This window comes from Nocardiopsis sp. CNS-639 (assembly GCF_000381685.1).
GTDB lineage: Bacteria > Actinomycetota > Actinomycetes > Streptosporangiales > Streptosporangiaceae > Nocardiopsis > Nocardiopsis dassonvillei.
This window is the reverse complement of sequence record NZ_KB906867.1, coordinates 143,106-160,591: the sequence shown is the minus strand read 5'-3', so window position 1 is coordinate 160,591 and position 17,486 is coordinate 143,106. Positions and strand designations below refer to the sequence as shown.

11 protein-coding genes are annotated in these 17,486 nt (G+C 72.5%); 5 read left to right on the top strand and 6 right to left on the bottom strand.

The annotated features are described in order from the left end of the window. Window positions 1-105: 105 nt before the first annotated feature. A complete protein-coding gene (locus G011_RS0120755; RefSeq protein ID WP_013156196.1) occupies window positions 106-867 on the bottom strand; it encodes a PP2C family serine/threonine-protein phosphatase in 762 nt (253 codons plus the stop codon). Window positions 868-1,694: 827 nt separating this feature from the next. On the opposite strand from G011_RS0120755, the gene G011_RS0120750 reads away from it, so the two are divergent. Together G011_RS0120750 and G011_RS0120745 are read left to right on the top strand one after the other, a co-directional pair. Further along, complete coding sequence (locus G011_RS0120750; RefSeq protein ID WP_019610149.1) at window positions 1,695-2,972, top strand: glycosyltransferase; 1,278 nt, start codon at window positions 1,695-1,697, stop codon at window positions 2,970-2,972. A gap of 131 nt (window positions 2,973-3,103) precedes the next feature. Next, window positions 3,104-4,075, top strand: coding sequence for an anti-sigma factor RsbA family regulatory protein (locus G011_RS0120745; RefSeq protein ID WP_019610148.1), 972 nt, complete (start codon window positions 3,104-3,106; stop codon window positions 4,073-4,075). Here G011_RS0120745 and G011_RS0120740 read toward each other — a convergent pair. Continuing rightward, window positions 4,065-4,412, bottom strand: a complete 348-nt coding sequence (locus G011_RS0120740; protein ID WP_026338487.1) for an STAS domain-containing protein — start codon at window positions 4,410-4,412, stop codon at window positions 4,065-4,067. The genes G011_RS0120745 and G011_RS0120740 overlap by 11 nt on opposite strands. A 96-nt stretch (window positions 4,413-4,508) precedes the next feature. Next, window positions 4,509-5,270, bottom strand: coding sequence for a GAF and ANTAR domain-containing protein (locus G011_RS0120735; RefSeq protein ID WP_013156192.1), 762 nt, complete (start codon window positions 5,268-5,270; stop codon window positions 4,509-4,511). 113 nt (window positions 5,271-5,383) lie between these two features. Here G011_RS0120735 and G011_RS0120730 point away from each other — a divergent pair, with 113 nt between their 5' ends. Continuing rightward, window positions 5,384-6,553: a GAF domain-containing protein gene (locus G011_RS0120730; protein WP_019610146.1), complete on the top strand. Its 1,170-nt coding sequence runs from the start codon at window positions 5,384-5,386 to the stop codon at window positions 6,551-6,553. A 171-nt stretch (window positions 6,554-6,724) separates the two neighbouring features. Here G011_RS0120730 and G011_RS0120725 read toward each other — a convergent pair whose 3' ends face one another. Further along, window positions 6,725-7,363: a two-component system response regulator gene (locus G011_RS0120725; RefSeq protein WP_019610145.1), complete on the bottom strand. Its 639-nt coding sequence runs from the start codon at window positions 7,361-7,363 to the stop codon at window positions 6,725-6,727. A gap of 6 nt (window positions 7,364-7,369) precedes the next feature. After that, window positions 7,370-11,806 carry a HAMP domain-containing protein gene (locus G011_RS0120720; RefSeq protein ID WP_019610144.1) on the bottom strand — a complete coding sequence of 1,479 codons (4,437 nt, stop codon included), beginning with the start codon at window positions 11,804-11,806 and terminating at the stop codon, window positions 7,370-7,372. Window positions 11,807-12,259: 453 nt separating this feature from the next. Here G011_RS0120720 and G011_RS0120715 point away from each other — a divergent pair, with 453 nt between their 5' ends. Beyond that, entirely contained in the window at window positions 12,260-14,446 is a 2,187-nt protein-coding gene (locus G011_RS0120715) for a SpoIIE family protein phosphatase (RefSeq protein ID WP_026338486.1), read from the top strand. Window positions 14,447-14,549: 103 nt separating this feature from the next. Here G011_RS0120715 and G011_RS0120710 read toward each other — a convergent pair whose 3' ends face one another. Then, window positions 14,550-15,155 carry a response regulator transcription factor gene (locus G011_RS0120710; protein WP_019610142.1) on the bottom strand — a complete coding sequence of 202 codons (606 nt, stop codon included), beginning with the start codon at window positions 15,153-15,155 and terminating at the stop codon, window positions 14,550-14,552. 335 nt (window positions 15,156-15,490) lie between these two features. Between G011_RS0120710 and G011_RS0120705 the strand changes: the two genes are divergently transcribed. Then, window positions 15,491-17,413 carry a trypsin-like peptidase domain-containing protein gene (locus G011_RS0120705; protein WP_019610141.1) on the top strand — a complete coding sequence of 641 codons (1,923 nt, stop codon included), beginning with the start codon at window positions 15,491-15,493 and terminating at the stop codon, window positions 17,411-17,413. Window positions 17,414-17,486: the final 73 nt, after the last annotated feature.

Here is a 17,486-nt window from a genome sequence, read left to right as displayed (position 1 = left end):
GTGCGTCGGGGGAGGCTGGTGGGTGGAGGGGGCGGGGGCCGGTGGGCGGAACCGGCTCGGTCGGGAACGCCGGCCGACCGTCGGGGCCGGCCCGGTCGGGACGGGTCAGACGCGGCGTGCCAGCAGGATGCTGATGTTGTCCTTGCCGCCCGCCTCCATGGCGGCCTGCCACAGGGCGTACACGGCGGCCTCGTCGCTGCCCGCCTCGGCGATCATCCGCTCCATCTCCTCGGGCAGGACCAGGTCGGACAGGCCGTCGCTGCACATGAGCCAGGCGCTGGGGTCGGCCGCGTCGTCCCGGCCCACGTGCGGGACCATCGTGCCGCCCGAACTGCCGCCCAGGGACTGGGTGATGAAGTTCGTGGTGACCGGACGGCCGTCCTCGGACGGGGGCAGCGCGGGCGAGTCGTCCTCCGAGAGCTGGCGCAGGCGGCGCCCCTCCAGGCGGTAGGTGCGGGAGTCGCCGACGTTGAACCAGAAGTTGCCGTCGTTGTTGAGCAGGACGCCCGCGACCGTGGTCCCCATGCCGGAGAACTCGGTGTGCTGGGTGGCGTGGTCCTTGATCTCCTCGTCGATGTTGCTCAGCAGCTGGGCTATCTCCTCGGGGCCGCTGAGCCGCGGCCCCATCTCGGCCATGCGGTGCACGGCGTGCTCGGAGGCGATCTCCCCCGCGGCCTGACCGCCGATCCCGTCGGCGACCGCCAGGATGACGGGCTCCCCGACCGGGAGGACGCAGCGCACCGGCGAGGTCATGTTCGCACTGGCGACGGTCAGGGCACCCATGACGACGGCGTCCTCGTTGGCGGGGCGGATAGCGCCCCGGTGCGTGAGGGCCGTGACAATGACTTCCCCACCAGCGACACCCATACGCCCTTCCTCCCGTTTCATCGGCCGTGGCCGGTTGCCCGGCGCCCCGCGCCGGGCCTTGGTCGAGTCCCGTTCAACGTCTGGATTCTGTCACCGTACCGAGCCACCGCCGGAGTGGGTCAAAATCCGCGTACATCATGGCGGAAAACACCCGGATACGCAGTTCCCGCCCCGGTTCCCGCCGCCGAACGTGTCGTGCCGGGCGATCCGCGGTGCGCGCCGGGCACTCCCGGTGTTCCGGTCTGACAGTAGCGGCGGTGCGGCCGACCCGACAGGGGCCACCCACGGGTACCGCGAAACCGCAGACCAACCGGGAGAACTCCGGGGTTACGGACAGCACCGAACCCCCGCGGTTCTTGGTGTCGGATTCGCGTCACGTTGTCGAGACGCGAACCGTCTGGCAGAATGAACCCCGTTGGGTGTCTAAGACGCAGACACACACGACCAGCCCCGTGCGGCATCATCCTGTCACGCACGGTGGCCCCAGTCTTCCCCGACCGGTCGTTTGGTGTGATCTCCGTGCGTCTTCCCTTCTTTCTTCCTCTCCCCCCTCCGTTCAGCCGCAGCCGTACGCGCCATGCGCCTACGGCTCCTCGTGCTGCCGGGAGGCCTCCACCGGCGCGCCGTCCGGCACCGTGTGCCGCCCTCCCCTGACCGCGCCCCGCCTCCCCCCGCAGCCACCTTCCCGCCGGACCCGGCCCCACGGCCCGGGAACCGGCGCCACGGCCCCAGCCCCGCCCGTGAGGACTCCGATCCCCGCTCCGGAGTCGCCTCGGGCACACCTACGACGGACACCGGATGAGACCGTGTCCAAGGAGTTCAGCCCAGTGAAGATCGCGATGGTCGCCGAACACGCCAACCCCCTTCCCGCCCACAGGGGCGAGCCCGCCTGCCCCGCCAGCCTGCACGTGTGCGCCCTGTCCCGGCAGCTGGCCAAGCGGGGCCACCGGGTGACGGTCTACGCCCGCCGCAGTGACCCCGACCAGCCCGACGGCCGCACCCGCATGGCGCGCGGCGTCTCCGTCGCCTACCTGGACGCCGGCCCGGCCCGGCCGCTGACCCCCGAGGAGCACGCCGAGCACACCGGCGCCTTCGGCAGCGCCCTGGCCTCCGTCCTGGACGAGGACCACCCCGACGTCCTGCACGCGATCGGCTGGACCAGCGGCCTGGCCGCCCTGCACGCGCAGGCGCACAGCGAGAGCGACCAGACCGGCACGCCCCTCGTGCAGACCTTCCACTCCCTCAACGCCAGCGAGCAGCGCTCCGGCCTCGGCCACCACCCCGAGCGCGCCCGCATGGAGACCATCCTCGCCTCGCGCGCCGACCGCGTGCTGGTCAACTCCACCGACCAGCAGGTCGAGCTGGCCCGCCTGGGCGTCCCCCGTCACCACGTCAACGTCGTGCCCTTCGGTGTGGACCCCGACCACTTCAGCGTGGAGGGCAGCGCCTCCGCCGAGCACTGGCACTCCCGGCGCGAGGAACGCGCCCGCCTGGTCTCGGTCACCTCCCTGACCGAGGCCGGCGGCGCCGACCGGCTCGTGGAGGCCATGACCCGCCTCCCCGAGGCGGAGCTGCTGCTCGTCTCCACCGCCGAGGACCTGGACGTGGCCCTGGACGAGAACGCCCGCCGGATCGAGCTCCTGGCCAAGGAGGCCGGGGTGAACGACCGCGTCCACCTGGCCGGGCCCGTGGAGCGCAAGGAGCTGCCGCGCCTGCTGCGCTCCGCGGACGTGTACGTGTCCGCCGCCTCCTACGACCCCTACGGCGGGGCCGTGCTGGAGGCCATGGCGTGCGGCCTGCCCGTGGTGGCCACCGCCACCGGCGCCACCCCGGGGGCCGTACTGCACCGCACCAGCGGTGTGCTGATGCGCTTCGGCCGCCCCGACGAGGTCGTGCGCTCCGTGCGCGCGGTCCTCAACACCCCGACCATGAGCACCGCGTACGGCATCGCCGCCGTGGACCGGGCCCGCTCCCGGTTCACCTGGCAGCGGATCGCCGTCGAGACGGAGCTCGCCTACGAGCGCTCCCGCCCGCAGCGGACGGAACAGGACCGCGCCGACGAGGACGAGGCGGACGGTCTGCTACTGTCCGGGACCGCGCACTGAGCCGTGCCCGCCCTCACAGCGTGCCCGGCCCACCGGCCCCCCGGGGTTCCCTCCGAGGGGCCGCAGCGGGTACACAGACAGTGGCGCCCGGCGGCCGGACGGTCGGCCCCGGGCGCGGACACCACGTACCGATGACCTTCGAACACCAGGGACTGCTCTTCCGCCGCGAGCAGCGGTTCCACGAGGTGGCCCGGCAGCGGTTGCGCTCAGCCGTACGCGAAAACGCCCACACGGTGCTCGCGGTCTCCGGCGAACGCGCGGCGGCGCTCACCGGGGCGCTGTCGGCCTCCGAGCGCGAGCGCGTGCACGTCCTGGAGCGGAACCGGTTCTACGACGCCCCGGGGCGCACCCTGGCCGCCCTGCACCGCCTGGCGCTGGTCAACGGCCCCGTGCCGGTGGTCGTGGTGGCCGAGCCGCCGCTGCCGGCCTCGGGGATGGAGCTGCGCGAGTGGCACCGGCTGGAGTCGGTGCTGTCCACGGCGCTGGCCCCGCAGCGGCTGAGCCTGCTGTGCGTCCACGACGACCGCGACCTGACCACGCGGACGCGGTCCGCGGTCGTGGCCACCCACCCGGTGCTGGTGGAGTCCGACGGGCCCCGCCCCAACCCCGCCTACCTGGGCACGGCCGCCTTCGGCACCCGGCCGGTCGCCCCGGAGCCGCTGCCGGTCAGCGGACCCGCGCACCGGTTGGAGATCGGGCTGTCCCTGCCGCGGCTGCGCGCCGACCTGGCGGCGCTCGGCGAGTCCATGGGGTTCCCGCCCGAGCGGATCGACAGCCTGGTGGTGGCGGTCAACGAGCTGGCCGCCAACGTGCTGGAGCACGGGGCGGGCAAGGGCACCGTGCAGGTCTGGCGCGCCCCCGGGCGGTGGGTGTGCGACGTGTTCGACGAGCGCGGCGGGCTCTTCGACCCGCTCACCGGCTACCGCCCGGCAGACAGCATGCGCCCGCGCGGGTACGGGCTGTGGATCACCCGGCAGACCTGCGACTTCCTGGAGATCAGCGGCAGCGGCGAGGGCTCCCTGGTACGGCTGCACTTCATGGACGGGGCCGGAGAGGCCGGGGCCGTCCGGGAGACCGGGACGCGGGCCCCGCTCAGCCCCTGAGGGAGTCCGCGGCGGCGCCGGTGCTGGCCGCGATCGGGATGACCTGGTCGATCCCGGCTATCACGAACAGGCGGTTGACCTGCGGCTGGGGCTCGGCGACCATCAGGCCCACGCCCAGGTCGCGCGCCTGCCGGTAGGCGGCGACGAGCACGCCGATGCAACGCGAGTCGCAGAAGGACACCTTGGCGAGGTCGACCACCACCCCCCGGGGCGGCTCGGCGGCCAGGAGGCCGTCGAGGACGTCGGCCAGCGCGGGAGAGGTCACCGCGTCCATCTCCCCCGCGGGGGTGACGACGACGACGTCATCCTCGCGACGGATCGAGATGTCTGACGTCACGGTCACTTCTCCTTCTTGTTCCGGGAGGGCCCCGAGCCCTCATCATGGCGCTTTTCGATCACGCTCGGGACTCATCGCCCGGTGTTGCCCGCCCGTTCACCTTCGGTCGGGGCGCATCCGGGGCTGGGGACCGGTGTTCTCCGCCACGAGGTCGCGGGCCACGTCCACCACCCGTTTGCGGTTGCGCTGGGCGACCTCGCGCAGCGCGGCGAAGGCGGTGTCGGCGTCGCAGCCGCGGGCGTGCATGATGATGCCCTTGGCCTGGTCGATCACCGTACGCGCGGACATGGCCCGGCGCATGTGGGCGGTCTCCCTGGCCACGTCGGCCTGGCGTCCGGCACTGTACAGCGACACGGCGGCGTGCTCGGCGAGCAGGGCGGTCAGCGGGGCGACGACCTCCTCGTCGAAGGCGTCGGCCCGGCCGGAGTGCACGCCGAAGGTGATCACCCGGTCGTCGCCCTCGCCGGGCAGCAGGCTGGGCAGGGTGATGGAGGAGCGGTCCCCGCACTGGACCGCCATGCTGGTGTAGCGGGGCCAGCGGTGGGGTTCGCGCAGGATGTCGCCCACCCGCACCCGGCCCATCTCGCGGACGGCCTCGACCGTGGGCCCCTGGTCGGTGGTGTACTGGTGCTCGAAGGCCGCGGACAGGTCCGCGTGGGAGGCTCCGTAGTCGGTGACCACGTGCCGCACGGAGCCGTCGGCCCCCTCGACCTCGCGCCAGACCACGACGAGCGCGGCCGAGCAGCCGGGGACGCCCAGGGCCGCGGCCCTGCTCATCTGGTCCAGGGCCCGTTCCAGGGTGGTGCCATCCGCCTGTCCCAGCGCGCCGATATCCCGGGCCAGGCGTTCGATCCACACAGTCGGGGCCTCCTTGCCGTTTCCGGGCTCGGACTAACCGTAACCTTGGAAGACCGCGGCAGCGGACATCCGCCCGCTTCGGGAAGACGCCATCCACGACGGGAGACCTGAGCGTGTCGGAGAACCTCGCCGGGTTGCAGCGTGAGATCACCGCACTGGGTGAACGCATCGCGGCCCTGCGCAACACGCACACCATGTATCCCGACGACGCCCAGGACACCGCCGAGGCGGCCCTGGCCGAACTGGAGTACGCCGAACGCCTGCTGGGCGACGCGGGGGCCGAGCTGGCCCGGGCCCACGCCCAGCCCGAGCCGCGCCGCCAGGGCGACGACGGCGACCGGGCCCTGCTGCGCGCGATGTTCCAGGAGCTGAGCGTCCCCACCGTGCTGCTGGACCACGAGGGCTACATCCGGCGCATCAACAACTCCGGGGCCACGCGGTTGGGCAGCGCGCCGGGCTACCTCACCGGCAAGCCCTTCGCCCACTTCGTCGACCTGCGCAAGCGCGCGGCCATGCAGTCCTGGCTGGCCGCGGTGCTGCGCGGCGACGGCGACGCCGCGCTGGAGTCCCGGCTGGCCCAGCGCGGCTGGGCCGAGGACGTGCACCTGACCCTGACGCGCCTGGAGCTGCCCACCGAGCCCAACCCGCTGGTGCTGGTGGCGATGTCGCCGCCGATGAACGGCGCCGAGGAGGAGGGCCCCGCCCCGCTGGAGACGGAGGTGGAGGACCAGGTGGTGGTGCTGGCCGCGCGCAGGCTGGACGTGCTGACCCGGATGACGCGGCTGCTGCTGCGCTCGGCCGGCCCGGGCGGTGCGGGCGAACCGCTCGCGCTCGCGGACGCGGCCGACCTGCTGGCCGACTCCTACGCCGACTGGGTGGTCGTGGACGTGTGCGACCTGCCCACCTCCTCCGTGGCGCCCCGCCGCGCCGTGGTCGCGGGTCCGGCCGACGCGCTCCCGGCGCAGAGGGAGGCGGTGGCCTCGGCGGCGCCCGGCGACTCCGACATCCCGGGGGAGGTGCTGGAGCGGGGCCAGTCCCTGCTGTTCCCGTTGATCGAGGACGAGGCCGTGCTGGGCCACGCCCCGTCCGGGGCGCCGTTGCTGTCGATGCTGGGCGCGGGGTCGCTGTTGTCGGTCCCCCTGCGGGGCAGCCGGGGCGTGCGCGGCGCGCTCACCCTGATCCGCCGCAGCAACCGGGGCAGCTTCCGCCTGGCCGACCTGGGCCTGATCGAGGAGATCGGCGAGCACATCGGCCTGGCGCTGCCGCCCCGGCCCTCCGCCTGAGGGGTGTCTCCTGGGGGCTCCGCTCCGCTTCTCCCACCCGTCGCCCGCCACCACCCTCAAACGACGCCTACGGCGCAGCCCTCCCGCGGAAACCCGCCTCCGCCCCCTCCAGGGCCCCGCGGGCGCCCGAGCCACCCCCCAAGGGGAATCCTCCCGGGACGAGGGCCCTCGTCATTCGGGGCCGTGGAGGGTGTCCACCAGGGTGGACAGGCGCGAGACCGCCCTGTCCACCCGGCGCACGCCGTCCACGAGGCTCTGGTCCACGTCCTGGTAGTTGGTCACGATGTGCTCGCGCAGCTGGGCGAGGTCGGTCTGGACCTGACGGGAGCGCTGCGCAAGCTGCTCGGCCAGGACCTTGCCGGGCTCGCCCGTCTCCTGGCCCAGGCCGCGCTGGAGGGCGCGGGCCTGTTCGCGCATCTGCGCCTTGAGCTGGTGCAGCTCCACGAACACCTCGACCTTGGAGCGCAGCACCCAGGGGTCGAACGGCTTGAGCAGGAAGTCCACCGCGCGTGAGGCGTAGCCGCGGAAGACCTGGTGCCGGTCGACCTCCTGGGCGGTCAGGAAGATGATCGGCACGTCCTTGGTCTTCTCGCGCTGCTTGATGTGCGCGGCGGTCTCGAAGCCGTCCATCCCCGGCATGACCACGTCGAGCAGGATGACCGCGAAGTCGGTGCCCAGAAGGTGCTTGAGCGCCTCCTCACCGGAGTTGGCCCTGACCAGGTTCTGGTCGAGTGAGGTGAGTGCGGCCTCCAGCGCGATCAGGTTCTCGTCGCGGTCGTCGACGAGAAGGATGTTGGCCTTCTGGGTCACGTCGGGTTACTCCAGGTCTTCGCTCGGGGTGCTGGTGCCAGTCTCCCCGTTCGGATCGTTGTCATGCCCGGCACCGGCCTCCTCCGGCCCGGACGTCGCGCGGCTGTGCCCGTCCGGGACCGCGCCGCCCCCGCCGTCGGCCGCCGCTCCGGCGATGGTCTCCTCGCGTCCCGCGGTGAGCCAGCGCCGCATGACGTCCAGCAGGTGGTCCAGGTCGACCGGCTTGGTCACGTAGTCCGTGGCGCCCGCCGCGAGGCTGCGCTCGCGGTCCCCCTGCATCGCCTTGGCGGTGAGCGAGATGATCGGCAGACCGGCGAACTGCGGCATCTCCCGGATCCGCTGGGTGGTCTGGTTGCCGTCCAGCTCGGGCATCATCACGTCCATCAGGACGAGAGCGATGTCCTCGTTGGCCTCCAGCTTGGCGATTCCGGCGTGTCCGTTGTCAGCGTAGAGGACCTCCAGACCCTGCGCCTCCAGGGCGCTGGTGAGCGCGAAGACGTTGCGGACGTCGTCGTCGACGATGAGGACCCGCTGGCCGCTCAGCACGGCCCGCCGCTCGGGGTCGGTGCGCGGCTCGGACTCGGCCGGCTGCTCGGGCGCCTCGCCCTCGGCGGCGGCCGCGTGGGTCTCGGGCGCCTTGAGCACCGGGACCGTGGGCAGCGGCTCGTCGCTGATGTCGGTGAGGGCGGCCAGTGCCGCGTCGAAGTCCTCGTCCGGCATGGAGAAGCCGTCGTCCAGCGGGGAGGAGTCGAAGCCGCCGGTGTCCGCACCCCGGCCCGAATCGAGCATCGACGCCGAGTCCATGCCGCTCAGGCTGCGGATCGGGGACCCGGCCTCCTCGGCCCGCTCCCCCGCGTCGTCGGGCAGGCGCACCGGGAGCAGCAGCGTGAAGGTGGAGCCCTGGTTGGGCACGCTCTGCACGCGGATCTCGCCGCCCAGCAGCCGGGCGAAGTTGCGGCTGATGGACAGGCCGAGGCCGGTTCCGCCGAAGCGCCGCGAGGTGCCGCCGTCGCCCTGGTGGAAGGCCTCGAAGATGACCTGGAGCTTGTCCTCGGCGATCCCGATGCCGGTGTCGGCGACGGTGAACGCGATGACCTCCTCGTTCTCGACGAACATCTCCAGGTCGGCGTCCTCCAGCGCCCACGCGGGCTCGATGAGCAGCCGCACCTCCCCCTGCGGGGTGAACTTGACGGCGTTGGAGAGCAGGTTGCGCAGTATCTGCTGGAGCCGCTGCTCGTCGGTCCACAGCGTGCCGGGGATGTCCGGCGACACGTCCACGGCGAAGGCGAGCCCCTGGTCCCCGGTGACCGGGCGGAAGGTGGCCTCGACGTAGTCGACCAGCTGGGCGATGGAGACCTCGCTGGGCTGCACCTCGGCGCGCCCGGCCTCCACCTTGGACAGGTCGAGGATCTCGTCGATGAGCAGCAGCAGGTCGCTGCCCGCCTTGTGGATGGTCTGGGCGAACTCGACCTGCTTGGCGGACAGGTTCTGCTCGGCGTTGTCGGCGAGCAGGCGGGCCAGGATCAGCAGGCTGTTGAGCGGCGTGCGCAGCTCGTGGGACATGTTCGCCAGGAACTCGGACTTGTACTTGGAGGAGACCTGGAGCTGGTGGGCGCGCTCCTCCAGGGCGTTGCGGGAGCGCTGGATCTGCTGGTTCTGGAGCTCGATCGCCCGGTTCTGGTTGGCGAGCTGGGTGGCCTTCTGGCGGAGCTCGGCGTTCTTGCCGCGCAGCTCCTCCTGCTGGCGCTGGAGCTCGTTGGAGCGTTCCCTGAGCTGGCTGGTGAGCTGCTGGGACTGTTCGAGCAGGTCCTCGGTGCGGTTGTTGGCCAGGATGGTGTTGATGGTGGTGCCGAGCAGGCTCACCAGCTGGCGCAGGAAGTTCTTGTGGCTCTCGCGGAAGTCGTCGTAGGAGGCGAACTCGATGGCGCCCAGCGAGCGCCCCTCGGAGACGATGGGCAGGATGTACAGGTTGCGCGGGGAGGCCTCGCCCAGGCCCGACCGGACCTTGATGTAGTCCGGCGGGATGTTGGAGACCTGCTGTTCCACCTGCTGGGCGAGGGCCTCGCCGACCAGGCCGATGCCCGCGCGGACGCGGCGGCGGTCCTCGTCGGGGTCGAAGCCGAAGCCCGCGTAGAACAGGAAGTTCTCCTGGTCGTCCTGGTCCTCGGGCAGGTAGCAGGCGCCGTGCTGGGCGCCGATGAGCGGCGTCACCTCGGTCATGATGAGGCGGGCCAGCTCCTTGAGGTCGCGGTGACCCTGAATGTGGCCGGAGATACGGGCCACGTTGGACTTGAGCCAGTCGGCGTCGCGCTGGGTGGCGGTGGTCTCGCGCAGGTTGGACACCATCAGGTTGATGTTGTGCTTGAGCTGCTCCATCTCACCGCGGGCGTCGACCTGGATGTTGCGGGTCAGGTCGCCCTTGGCGACGGCGTTGGCGACCTCGGCGATCGCCCGCACCTGCGTGGTCAGGTTGCCCGCCAGGCCGTTCACGCTGTCGGTGAGCTGCTTCCAGGTGCCGGTCACGCCCTCGACCTTGGCCTGGCCGCCCAGCTGGCCCTGGCTGCCCACCTCGTGGGCCACTCGGGTGACCTCGGTGGCGAACGCCGACAGCTGGTCGACCATGGTGTTGACCGTCGTCTTGAGCTCCAGGATCTCCCCCTGGGCGTTGACGTCGATCTTCTTGTTGAGGTCGCCCGCCGCCACCGCCGTGGTCACCTCGGAGATGTTGCGCACCTGCGTGGTGAGGTTGTGCGACATCGAGTTGACGTTCTCGGTGAGGTCGTTCCAGATGCCGGAGACGCCCTTGACGTCGGCTCGGCCGCCCAGTTTGCCCTCGGTGCCGACCTCGCGGGCCACACGGGTGACCTCGTCGGCGAACGCGGAGAGCTGGTCCACCATGACGTTGATGGTGTCCTTCAGCTCCAGGATCTCGCCCTTGGCGTTGACCGTGACCTTCTTGGTCAGGTCGCCCGCGGCCACCGCGCGCGTGACCATGGAGATCTGGCGCACCTGGTAGGTCAGGTTGTTGGCCATGGAGTTGACGTTGTCGGTCAGGTCCTTCCAGACCCCGGACACGTCGCGGACGTGGGCCTGTCCGGCCAGCTTGCCCTCCGTGCCCACCTCACGGGCGACCCTGGTCACCTCTCCGGCGAAGGAGTCCAGCTGGTCGACCATCTTGTTGATGGTGTCCTTGAGATCGAGCATCTCCCCCTGGGCGTCCACGGTGATCTTCTTGGTGAGGTCGCCGGTGGCGACCGCCGTCGTCACCTGGGAGATGTTGCGGACCTGGTAGGTGAGGCTGTTGGCCATGGAGTTGACGTTGTCGGTCAGGTCCTTCCAGATACCCGACACGCCCTTGACGTTGGCCCGGCCGCCCAGCTTGCCCTCCGTACCGACCTCGCGCGCCACGCGCGTGACCTCGTCGGCGAAGGAGTCGAGCTGGTCGACCATGGTGTTCACGGTGTTCTTCAGGGCGAGCATCTCGCCCTGCACGTCGACCTGGACCTTCTGGGTGAGGTCGCCGCGGGCCACGGAGGTCGTCACCTGGGAGATGTCGCGCACCTGGTTGGTGAGGTTGTCCGCCATCGAGTTGACGTTCTCGGTGAGGTCCTTCCAGATGCCCCGCACGCCGCGCACGTTGGCGCGGCCGCCGAGCTTGCCCTCGGTGCCCACCTCGCGGGCCACCCGGGTGACCTCGTCGGCGAAGGTGGACAGCTGGTCCACCATCGTGTTGACGGTGTCCTTGAGGTCGAGCATCTCGCCCTGTACGTCCACCGTGATCTTGCGGCTGAGGTCGCCGCGGGCGACGGCGGTGGTCACCTCGGAGATGTCGCGCATCTGGTCGGTCAGGCGCGAGGACATCTGGTTGACCGACTCGGTCACCTCGCGCCAGGCTCCGGAGACCCCCTCGACCTGCGCGGTGCCGCCGAGCTTGCCCTCGGTGCCCACCTCGCGGGCCACCCGGGTGACCTCCCCGGCGAAGCCGCTCATCTGGTCGGCCATGCGGTTGACCGTGGTGGCCAGGCGCAGCAGGTCGCCCTTGAGCTCGCCGCGGCGGCCCTCGGTGGAGGCGCGGCGGCTGAGCTGGCCCTCCGCGACCGAGTCCAGGACCCCGGCGACGTCGGTCACGGGTTCGGCGACCTCGTCGAGCAGGAGGTTGAGCGCCTGGGCGCTCTCGCCCCAGGCGCCCCGGGCGGGGTTGACGTTGACGCGCTCGTTGAGCCTGCCCTCGTTGCGGACGACGTCGCCGACGCGCTGGAGTTCGTCGCTGAGCTGTTCGCTGTGGTCGACCACCTCGTTGAAGACGGACGCGATCTCCCGCATGGTGCCGCCGCCGCGCTTGCGCAGACGGACGCTGAAGTCGCCGTCGCGCATGCGGTACAGGGCCCGCAGAATCTCGTCGAGCTGGTCGTCGGCCGCCAGTTCCTTGACCGCCTCGGGCATCGAACCCCCTCCTCAGCCTGCTCCGCCACCTCGGCCTCCCGTCCCGGCCCCCGTGGGCCGGGCGCCCGCGGGCGGATCGGCCCGCGGAGCGCGCACGGGACAGGGGGGCCACGCGGTGTCCGCCGCGCCGGCCCCCTGGTGGCACCCCGTCACGCTACCGGTGAGAGGTACCACCCGAAAGAAGCGCATGTGTCGACTTACACTAACCGCCCGGACCGCCCCGCACAGGTGGCTTGGTGATGTTGTCCGCCCGTCGCCGCGTCCGGAGGCGGGCCGGTTCTGCGCGGCCCCGGGCGCGCGGTCCGCCGGGCGGCCCCGGGAGCGCGGCCCCCGGGAGCACGGACCGTCGGGCGGAAGTGACGGTTCGCGCGGCACCGGTCACCCCGGCACGCGTATCGTGGCAGTGACCACCACCCCCCGCGCACGCACCCAGTGACGAAGGACACCGACGGCTTGCCAGCACACGACGCGTCGAAGGTCGCTCGACGAGAGTTCCCTCCCGCCCCGGAGACCGCGGCGGCGGCCCGCGAGTTCGTTCACGACACCCTCCTGTCCTGGGGTGTGACCGACCCCTCCGACGACGTGATCCTGCTGGTGAGCGAGCTGGTCACCAACGCCGTCATCCACGCGCGCTCGTCCCTGGACGTGACGGTGCGCCGGTCGGAGGGTGCGACCGAGGTGATGGTCACCGACTCCGTGCCCGAACGCGCGGTCCCGCAGGCCGGGCCCCTGTCGGTGGACACCTCCCCGTCCCGGGAGAACGGGCGCACCGGCGGTCTGGGGCTGGCCCTGGCGTCGGCGATCGCGTCGAGCTGGGGCGTGAGCTACGGGCGCAACGACAAGGCCGTGTGGTTCCGGATCGAGGACGACTCGGGGGAACGCGCCTCCCTGGAGTCCCCGCCGGTGCGCAGGAGCCCCTCCCGTACCGGGCGCCCCGCCCCGTGGTCGGCGCTGGACTCCGCCCTGGGCTCGCGGCTGTCCCTGCCGCAGCTGCTGGAGCGCACCGTGGAGCACTCGGCCACGGCGCTGGGCGCGGACGCGGCCTACATCACGCTGGCCACGTCCGACGAGACCATGTGGGAGGTGCGCGCCGCGGTCGGGCTGACCCGGGGCGGCGCCCCGTGGCGGCCGCTGCGCGTGCGCACGGAGGAGATCTTCCCGTCGTCGGCGCCGGAGCCGGGCGCGGTGATCAACGACGACCTGATGATCGCCCGCGCCAGCCGGGGGCGCCTGTCGCGGGCGGGGATGCGTTCGCTGGTCACGGCGCCGCTCATCGTGGACGGGCGGGTGGTCGGCCTGCTGGGGGTGGCCTCCCGGCGGGCCCGGCACTTCGGGGCGTCGGCGGCCAAGCGGCTCCAGGAGGGCGCGAACCTGATCGCGCTGCCGGTGGAGCGGGCCCGGCTGGCCGAGGTGGAGCTGAGCAGGCGGGCCTCGCTGAGCTTCCTGGCCGAGGCCAGCGACCTGCTCGCGGGCACGCTGGACGAGCGGATGACGGGCGCGCTGGCGGCGCAGCTGATCACCTCGCGGCTGGGCCGGTGGTGCGCCATCGAGACGATCAACGAGATGGGCGTCTCGCAGCTGACGCACGTGGTGCACAGCGACGAGAACTACAACGACATCCTGCGCGCGCTGCTGACCGGGCTGCCGCCGCACGAGCAGAGGGAGCCGCAGCCGCTGTGGTCCCCGGCCGAGCTGGCCAAGGAGGGACTGGACGAACAGCTCGTCCGGGAGCTGGCGAGCGGTCCGGCGATCTGTGTCCCGCTGGTGGCGCACGGGCGCGCGCTGGGGCGGATGACGATCGGCAAGAACGAGTCGGACGACTTCACCCGTGAGGAGGTGGACGTCGCCGACGACCTGAGCAGCCGGGTGGCGTCGGCGATGGAGAACGCGCGGCTGCACGAGAAGCAGGCCGCGATGAGCGACGCCCTCCAGCGCAGCCTGCTGCCGGCCAAGGAGAAGGAGCCGGTGATCCCGAACGTGGACCACGCGGTGTTCTACCGTCCGGCCGACGAGCGCAACGTGGTGGGCGGGGACTTCTACGACGTGTTCGCGGCGAGCGGCCGGTGGTGCTTCGCCATCGGCGACGTGTGCGGGACGGGCCCGGAGGCGGCGGCCGTGACCGGTCTGGCGCGGCACACGCTGCGGGCACTGGCCAAGGAGGGGTTCACGCCCTCGCACATCATGCAGCGGCTGAACATGGCGATCCTGGACGAGAACACCTCGACCCGGTTCCTGACGATGCTGTACGGGGAGATGACCCCGGCCACCGACGGCGGGGGCGGGATGCGGCTGCGGATGGTCTCGGCCGGGCACCCGCTGCCGCTGCGGCTGAACCAGAAGGGCGAGGTGCTGCCGTTCGGCACCTCGCAGCCGCTGCTGGGCGCGTTCGAGGACGTGGGGTTCACGACCGAGAACGTGGACATCCGCCCCGGCGAGGTGGTGCTGGCGGTGACCGACGGCGTGACCGAGCGGCGCAGCAACACGGACATGCTCGGCGACGAGGGGCTGATGGAGATCTTCTCCGGCTGCGCGGGGCTGACCGCCCAGGCGGTGATCAGCCGCATCGACCGTGAGCTGGAGGAGTACGCCCCGGGCGGGCGCAGCGACGACACCGCGATGCTGGTGCTGCGCTTCCTCTAGGCCGGGCCCCTTCGGGGCGGCCCGGCCGGGGGTGAGGGGACCCGCGCTCCGCACCGGCGACCGCTCCGGCCGGCGCCCCGGGCTGCCGGGACCCCGGCGGGGCCTACAGCCAGCCCATGTCCTGGGCGGTCCGGATGGCGGACATGCGGTTGTCGGCGCCGGTCTTGCCGATGGCGTTGGAGAGGTAGTTGCGCACGGTGCCCTCGGTCAGGTGGAGGGCGGCGGCGATCCTGGCGACGGTGGCGCCGTCGGAGGCGGCGCGCAGCACCTCGGTCTCGCGGTCGGTGAGCGGGCTCTCGCCGCCGACCATCGCGGCGGCGGCGAGGTCGGTGTCGATGTAGCGCCCGCCCTCGTGCACACGGCGGATGGCGCCCGCGAGCTGGTCGACGGGGGCGTCCTTGGCCAGGAAGCCGCGCGCGCCGGAGGACAGGGCGCGGCGCAGGTAGCCGGGACGGCCGAAGCTGGTGAGGATGACGACGCCGCAGTCGGGAGCGTCCGTCCGCAGCCGCGCGGCCACCTCCAGCCCGGTCGCGCCGGGCATCTCGATGTCCAGGACGGCGATCTCGGCGCCGTGCCGGAGGACGGCGTCGACCACCTCGTCGCCCCGGCCGACCTCGGCGACGACCTCCAGGTCGTCCTCCAGGCCGAGGAGGGCGGCGATGGCCCCCCGCACGAGGTGTTCGTCATCGGCCAGCACGATCTTGATCAAGGTCGGCTCTTCTCCGGTGTCTCGCTTGGGCTTCGGCACGATATCGTTTCGGGCATTGTGGTGCATACGGCGCCTACGGGAAGCGCGCCGGGGTAACGGGCGACGTGTCGGGTCGCAGTGTCGGGGTTCGGATGCTCTCACGGACCTCGGGGCCGGTCACCGACGGCCCGGTCCGACGGCGCTGGGCCACGGGACCGCCGACGCGGACCGGACGGGGGCACGGCAGGGGCGGAAGGACTCGAAACCCCGGCATATCGCGCTCTCACCCTGTTCTAACCCATGCGCCGCATGATGGAACACGTCACTGAACATCGTCCCGTCAGCCGGAGGATGAGTTGAACCCCAACGAACCGAGTGCAGGTACCGAGCCCGGTGCGGCGGCCGGGAACGGGCTTCCCGAGCACCGTCCCGCCGAGCCCGCCGACCAGGCGGGGCCATCCGGCCCGCACGAGGGCGGCTCCTCCACAGGTGACGGGACCGATGTCCGTGACACGTCCGGCGGGGAGCACGGGGGTGTCCCCGCCGGACAGGACGACCGGACCCACGGGGCCGAGCACGCCGGGCCCCAGCAGTCCTTCGGGGGCTCTGAGGCGCAGGGGACCGGTGGGGAGTCCGGGGCCGGGGAGCCGGGCGAGCACGTGGAGCGGCCCGCGCAGCACGAGCCCGGTGGGTACACCGGCGTATGGCAGAGCGGCGAGCAGCCCGGCGGCTACCCCGGCGCCGAGCGGAGCGGCGGGTACGCCGCGGCCGGACAGACGGGTGAGGGATTCCCGTCCCAGCAGGGCGGGCACCCGGGGGCCGAGCGGCACGGGTGGCCGGAGACCGGCCCCGCGGGGACGGGGCCGACCTTCTCCCCGCCCGGACAGCCGCCGAGGTGGGCCACCGGGCCCAACGACCCGGAGCACGCCTCCTACACCTTCCCGCCGCCCGGGGGCGGCTACGGCGCCGCCGCAGGCGGCCAGCACGAGCAGTTCTCCGCCCACCACCCCGCTCCCCCGCACGGCGGGCAGAACGGCCCCCACGGCCCGGTCGGGCACGGGCAGCCGCCGTACGGTGACGGCGGCGCGTTCGGGACGGGCGGCCCCGGCGGCCCCGGGGACCACGGCGGCCACGGGGGGCAGCCCCCGTTCGGCGGCGCCTTCCCCGGGTCGGTGCCCCCGCAGGGAAGCGGCGGGAAGCGCGGCTCCGGCAGGATCGTGACCGTCGCCGCGATCACCGCCCTGGTCACGAGCCTCATCGTGGGCCCGATGACGGCCCTGGGCACCGCCTACCTGTTCCCCAACGGTCTGAGCGGGCCGATCAGCTCTCTCAACCAGGAGCAGGAGAGCACGCAGACCGAGGGCGAGGTGGGCGAGGTCGCCGACACGGTCCTGCCGAGCGTGGTGTCCATCCGCACCGCCAACGGCGGCGGCAGCGGTGTGGTCATCTCCTCCGACGGCCAGATCCTCACCAACGCGCACGTCGTGGCCGCCGCGGAGGGCGGTCCGATCGAGGTGCTGTTCAACGACGGCAGCTCCGCGCGCGCCGAGGTCCTGGGATCGGACCCGGTCTCCGACATCGCGGTGATCCAGGCGGAGGGGCGCAACGACCTCACCCCGGCCACCCTCGGCGACTCCGAACAGGTCGGCGTGGGCGCCGAGGTGGTCGCGATCGGTTCCCCGCTGGGGCTGTCGGGCACGGTGACCACGGGTGTGGTCAGCGCGCTGAACCGTCCGGTGAACACCGGGCAGTCCGGGCAGACGTCCACGGTGATCAACGCGATCCAGACGGACGCGGCGATCAACCCCGGCAACTCGGGCGGCCCGCTGGTGAACATGAACGGCGAGGTCATCGGGATCAACACCGCGATCGCGGGCGTCTCGCAGGACAGCGGCTCGGTGGGGCTGGGCTTCGCCATCCCGATCAACCAGGTCCGCCCCATCGCGGAGCAGCTGGTCGAGGACGGCAGCGCGAGCTACCCGGCGATCGAGGCGACCATCACCAACTCCCGTGTCGGGGGCGCGGAGATCGTGGAGGTCACCGAGGGCGGCGCGGCCGCCGAGGCCGGGCTCCAGGCCGGTGACGTGGTGGTGTCCGTGGACGGCGAGCAGGTGTCCACGCCGGACGAGCTGATCGCGCAGATCCGGATCCGCCAGCCCGGCGAGGAGGTGACCCTGGGGGTCGTCCCCGACAGCGGCAGCGGCTCCGAGGAGGAGGTCACGGTGACGCTCGGGGAGCAGAGCGTGGAGGCGGCCCAGAACGAGGAGGGCGGGAACTGACGGGCGCGACCCCGGTTTCCCGCACACGGGCGGCCTCGGACCCTCGGGTCCGGGGCCGCCCGTCTTGTGCGCG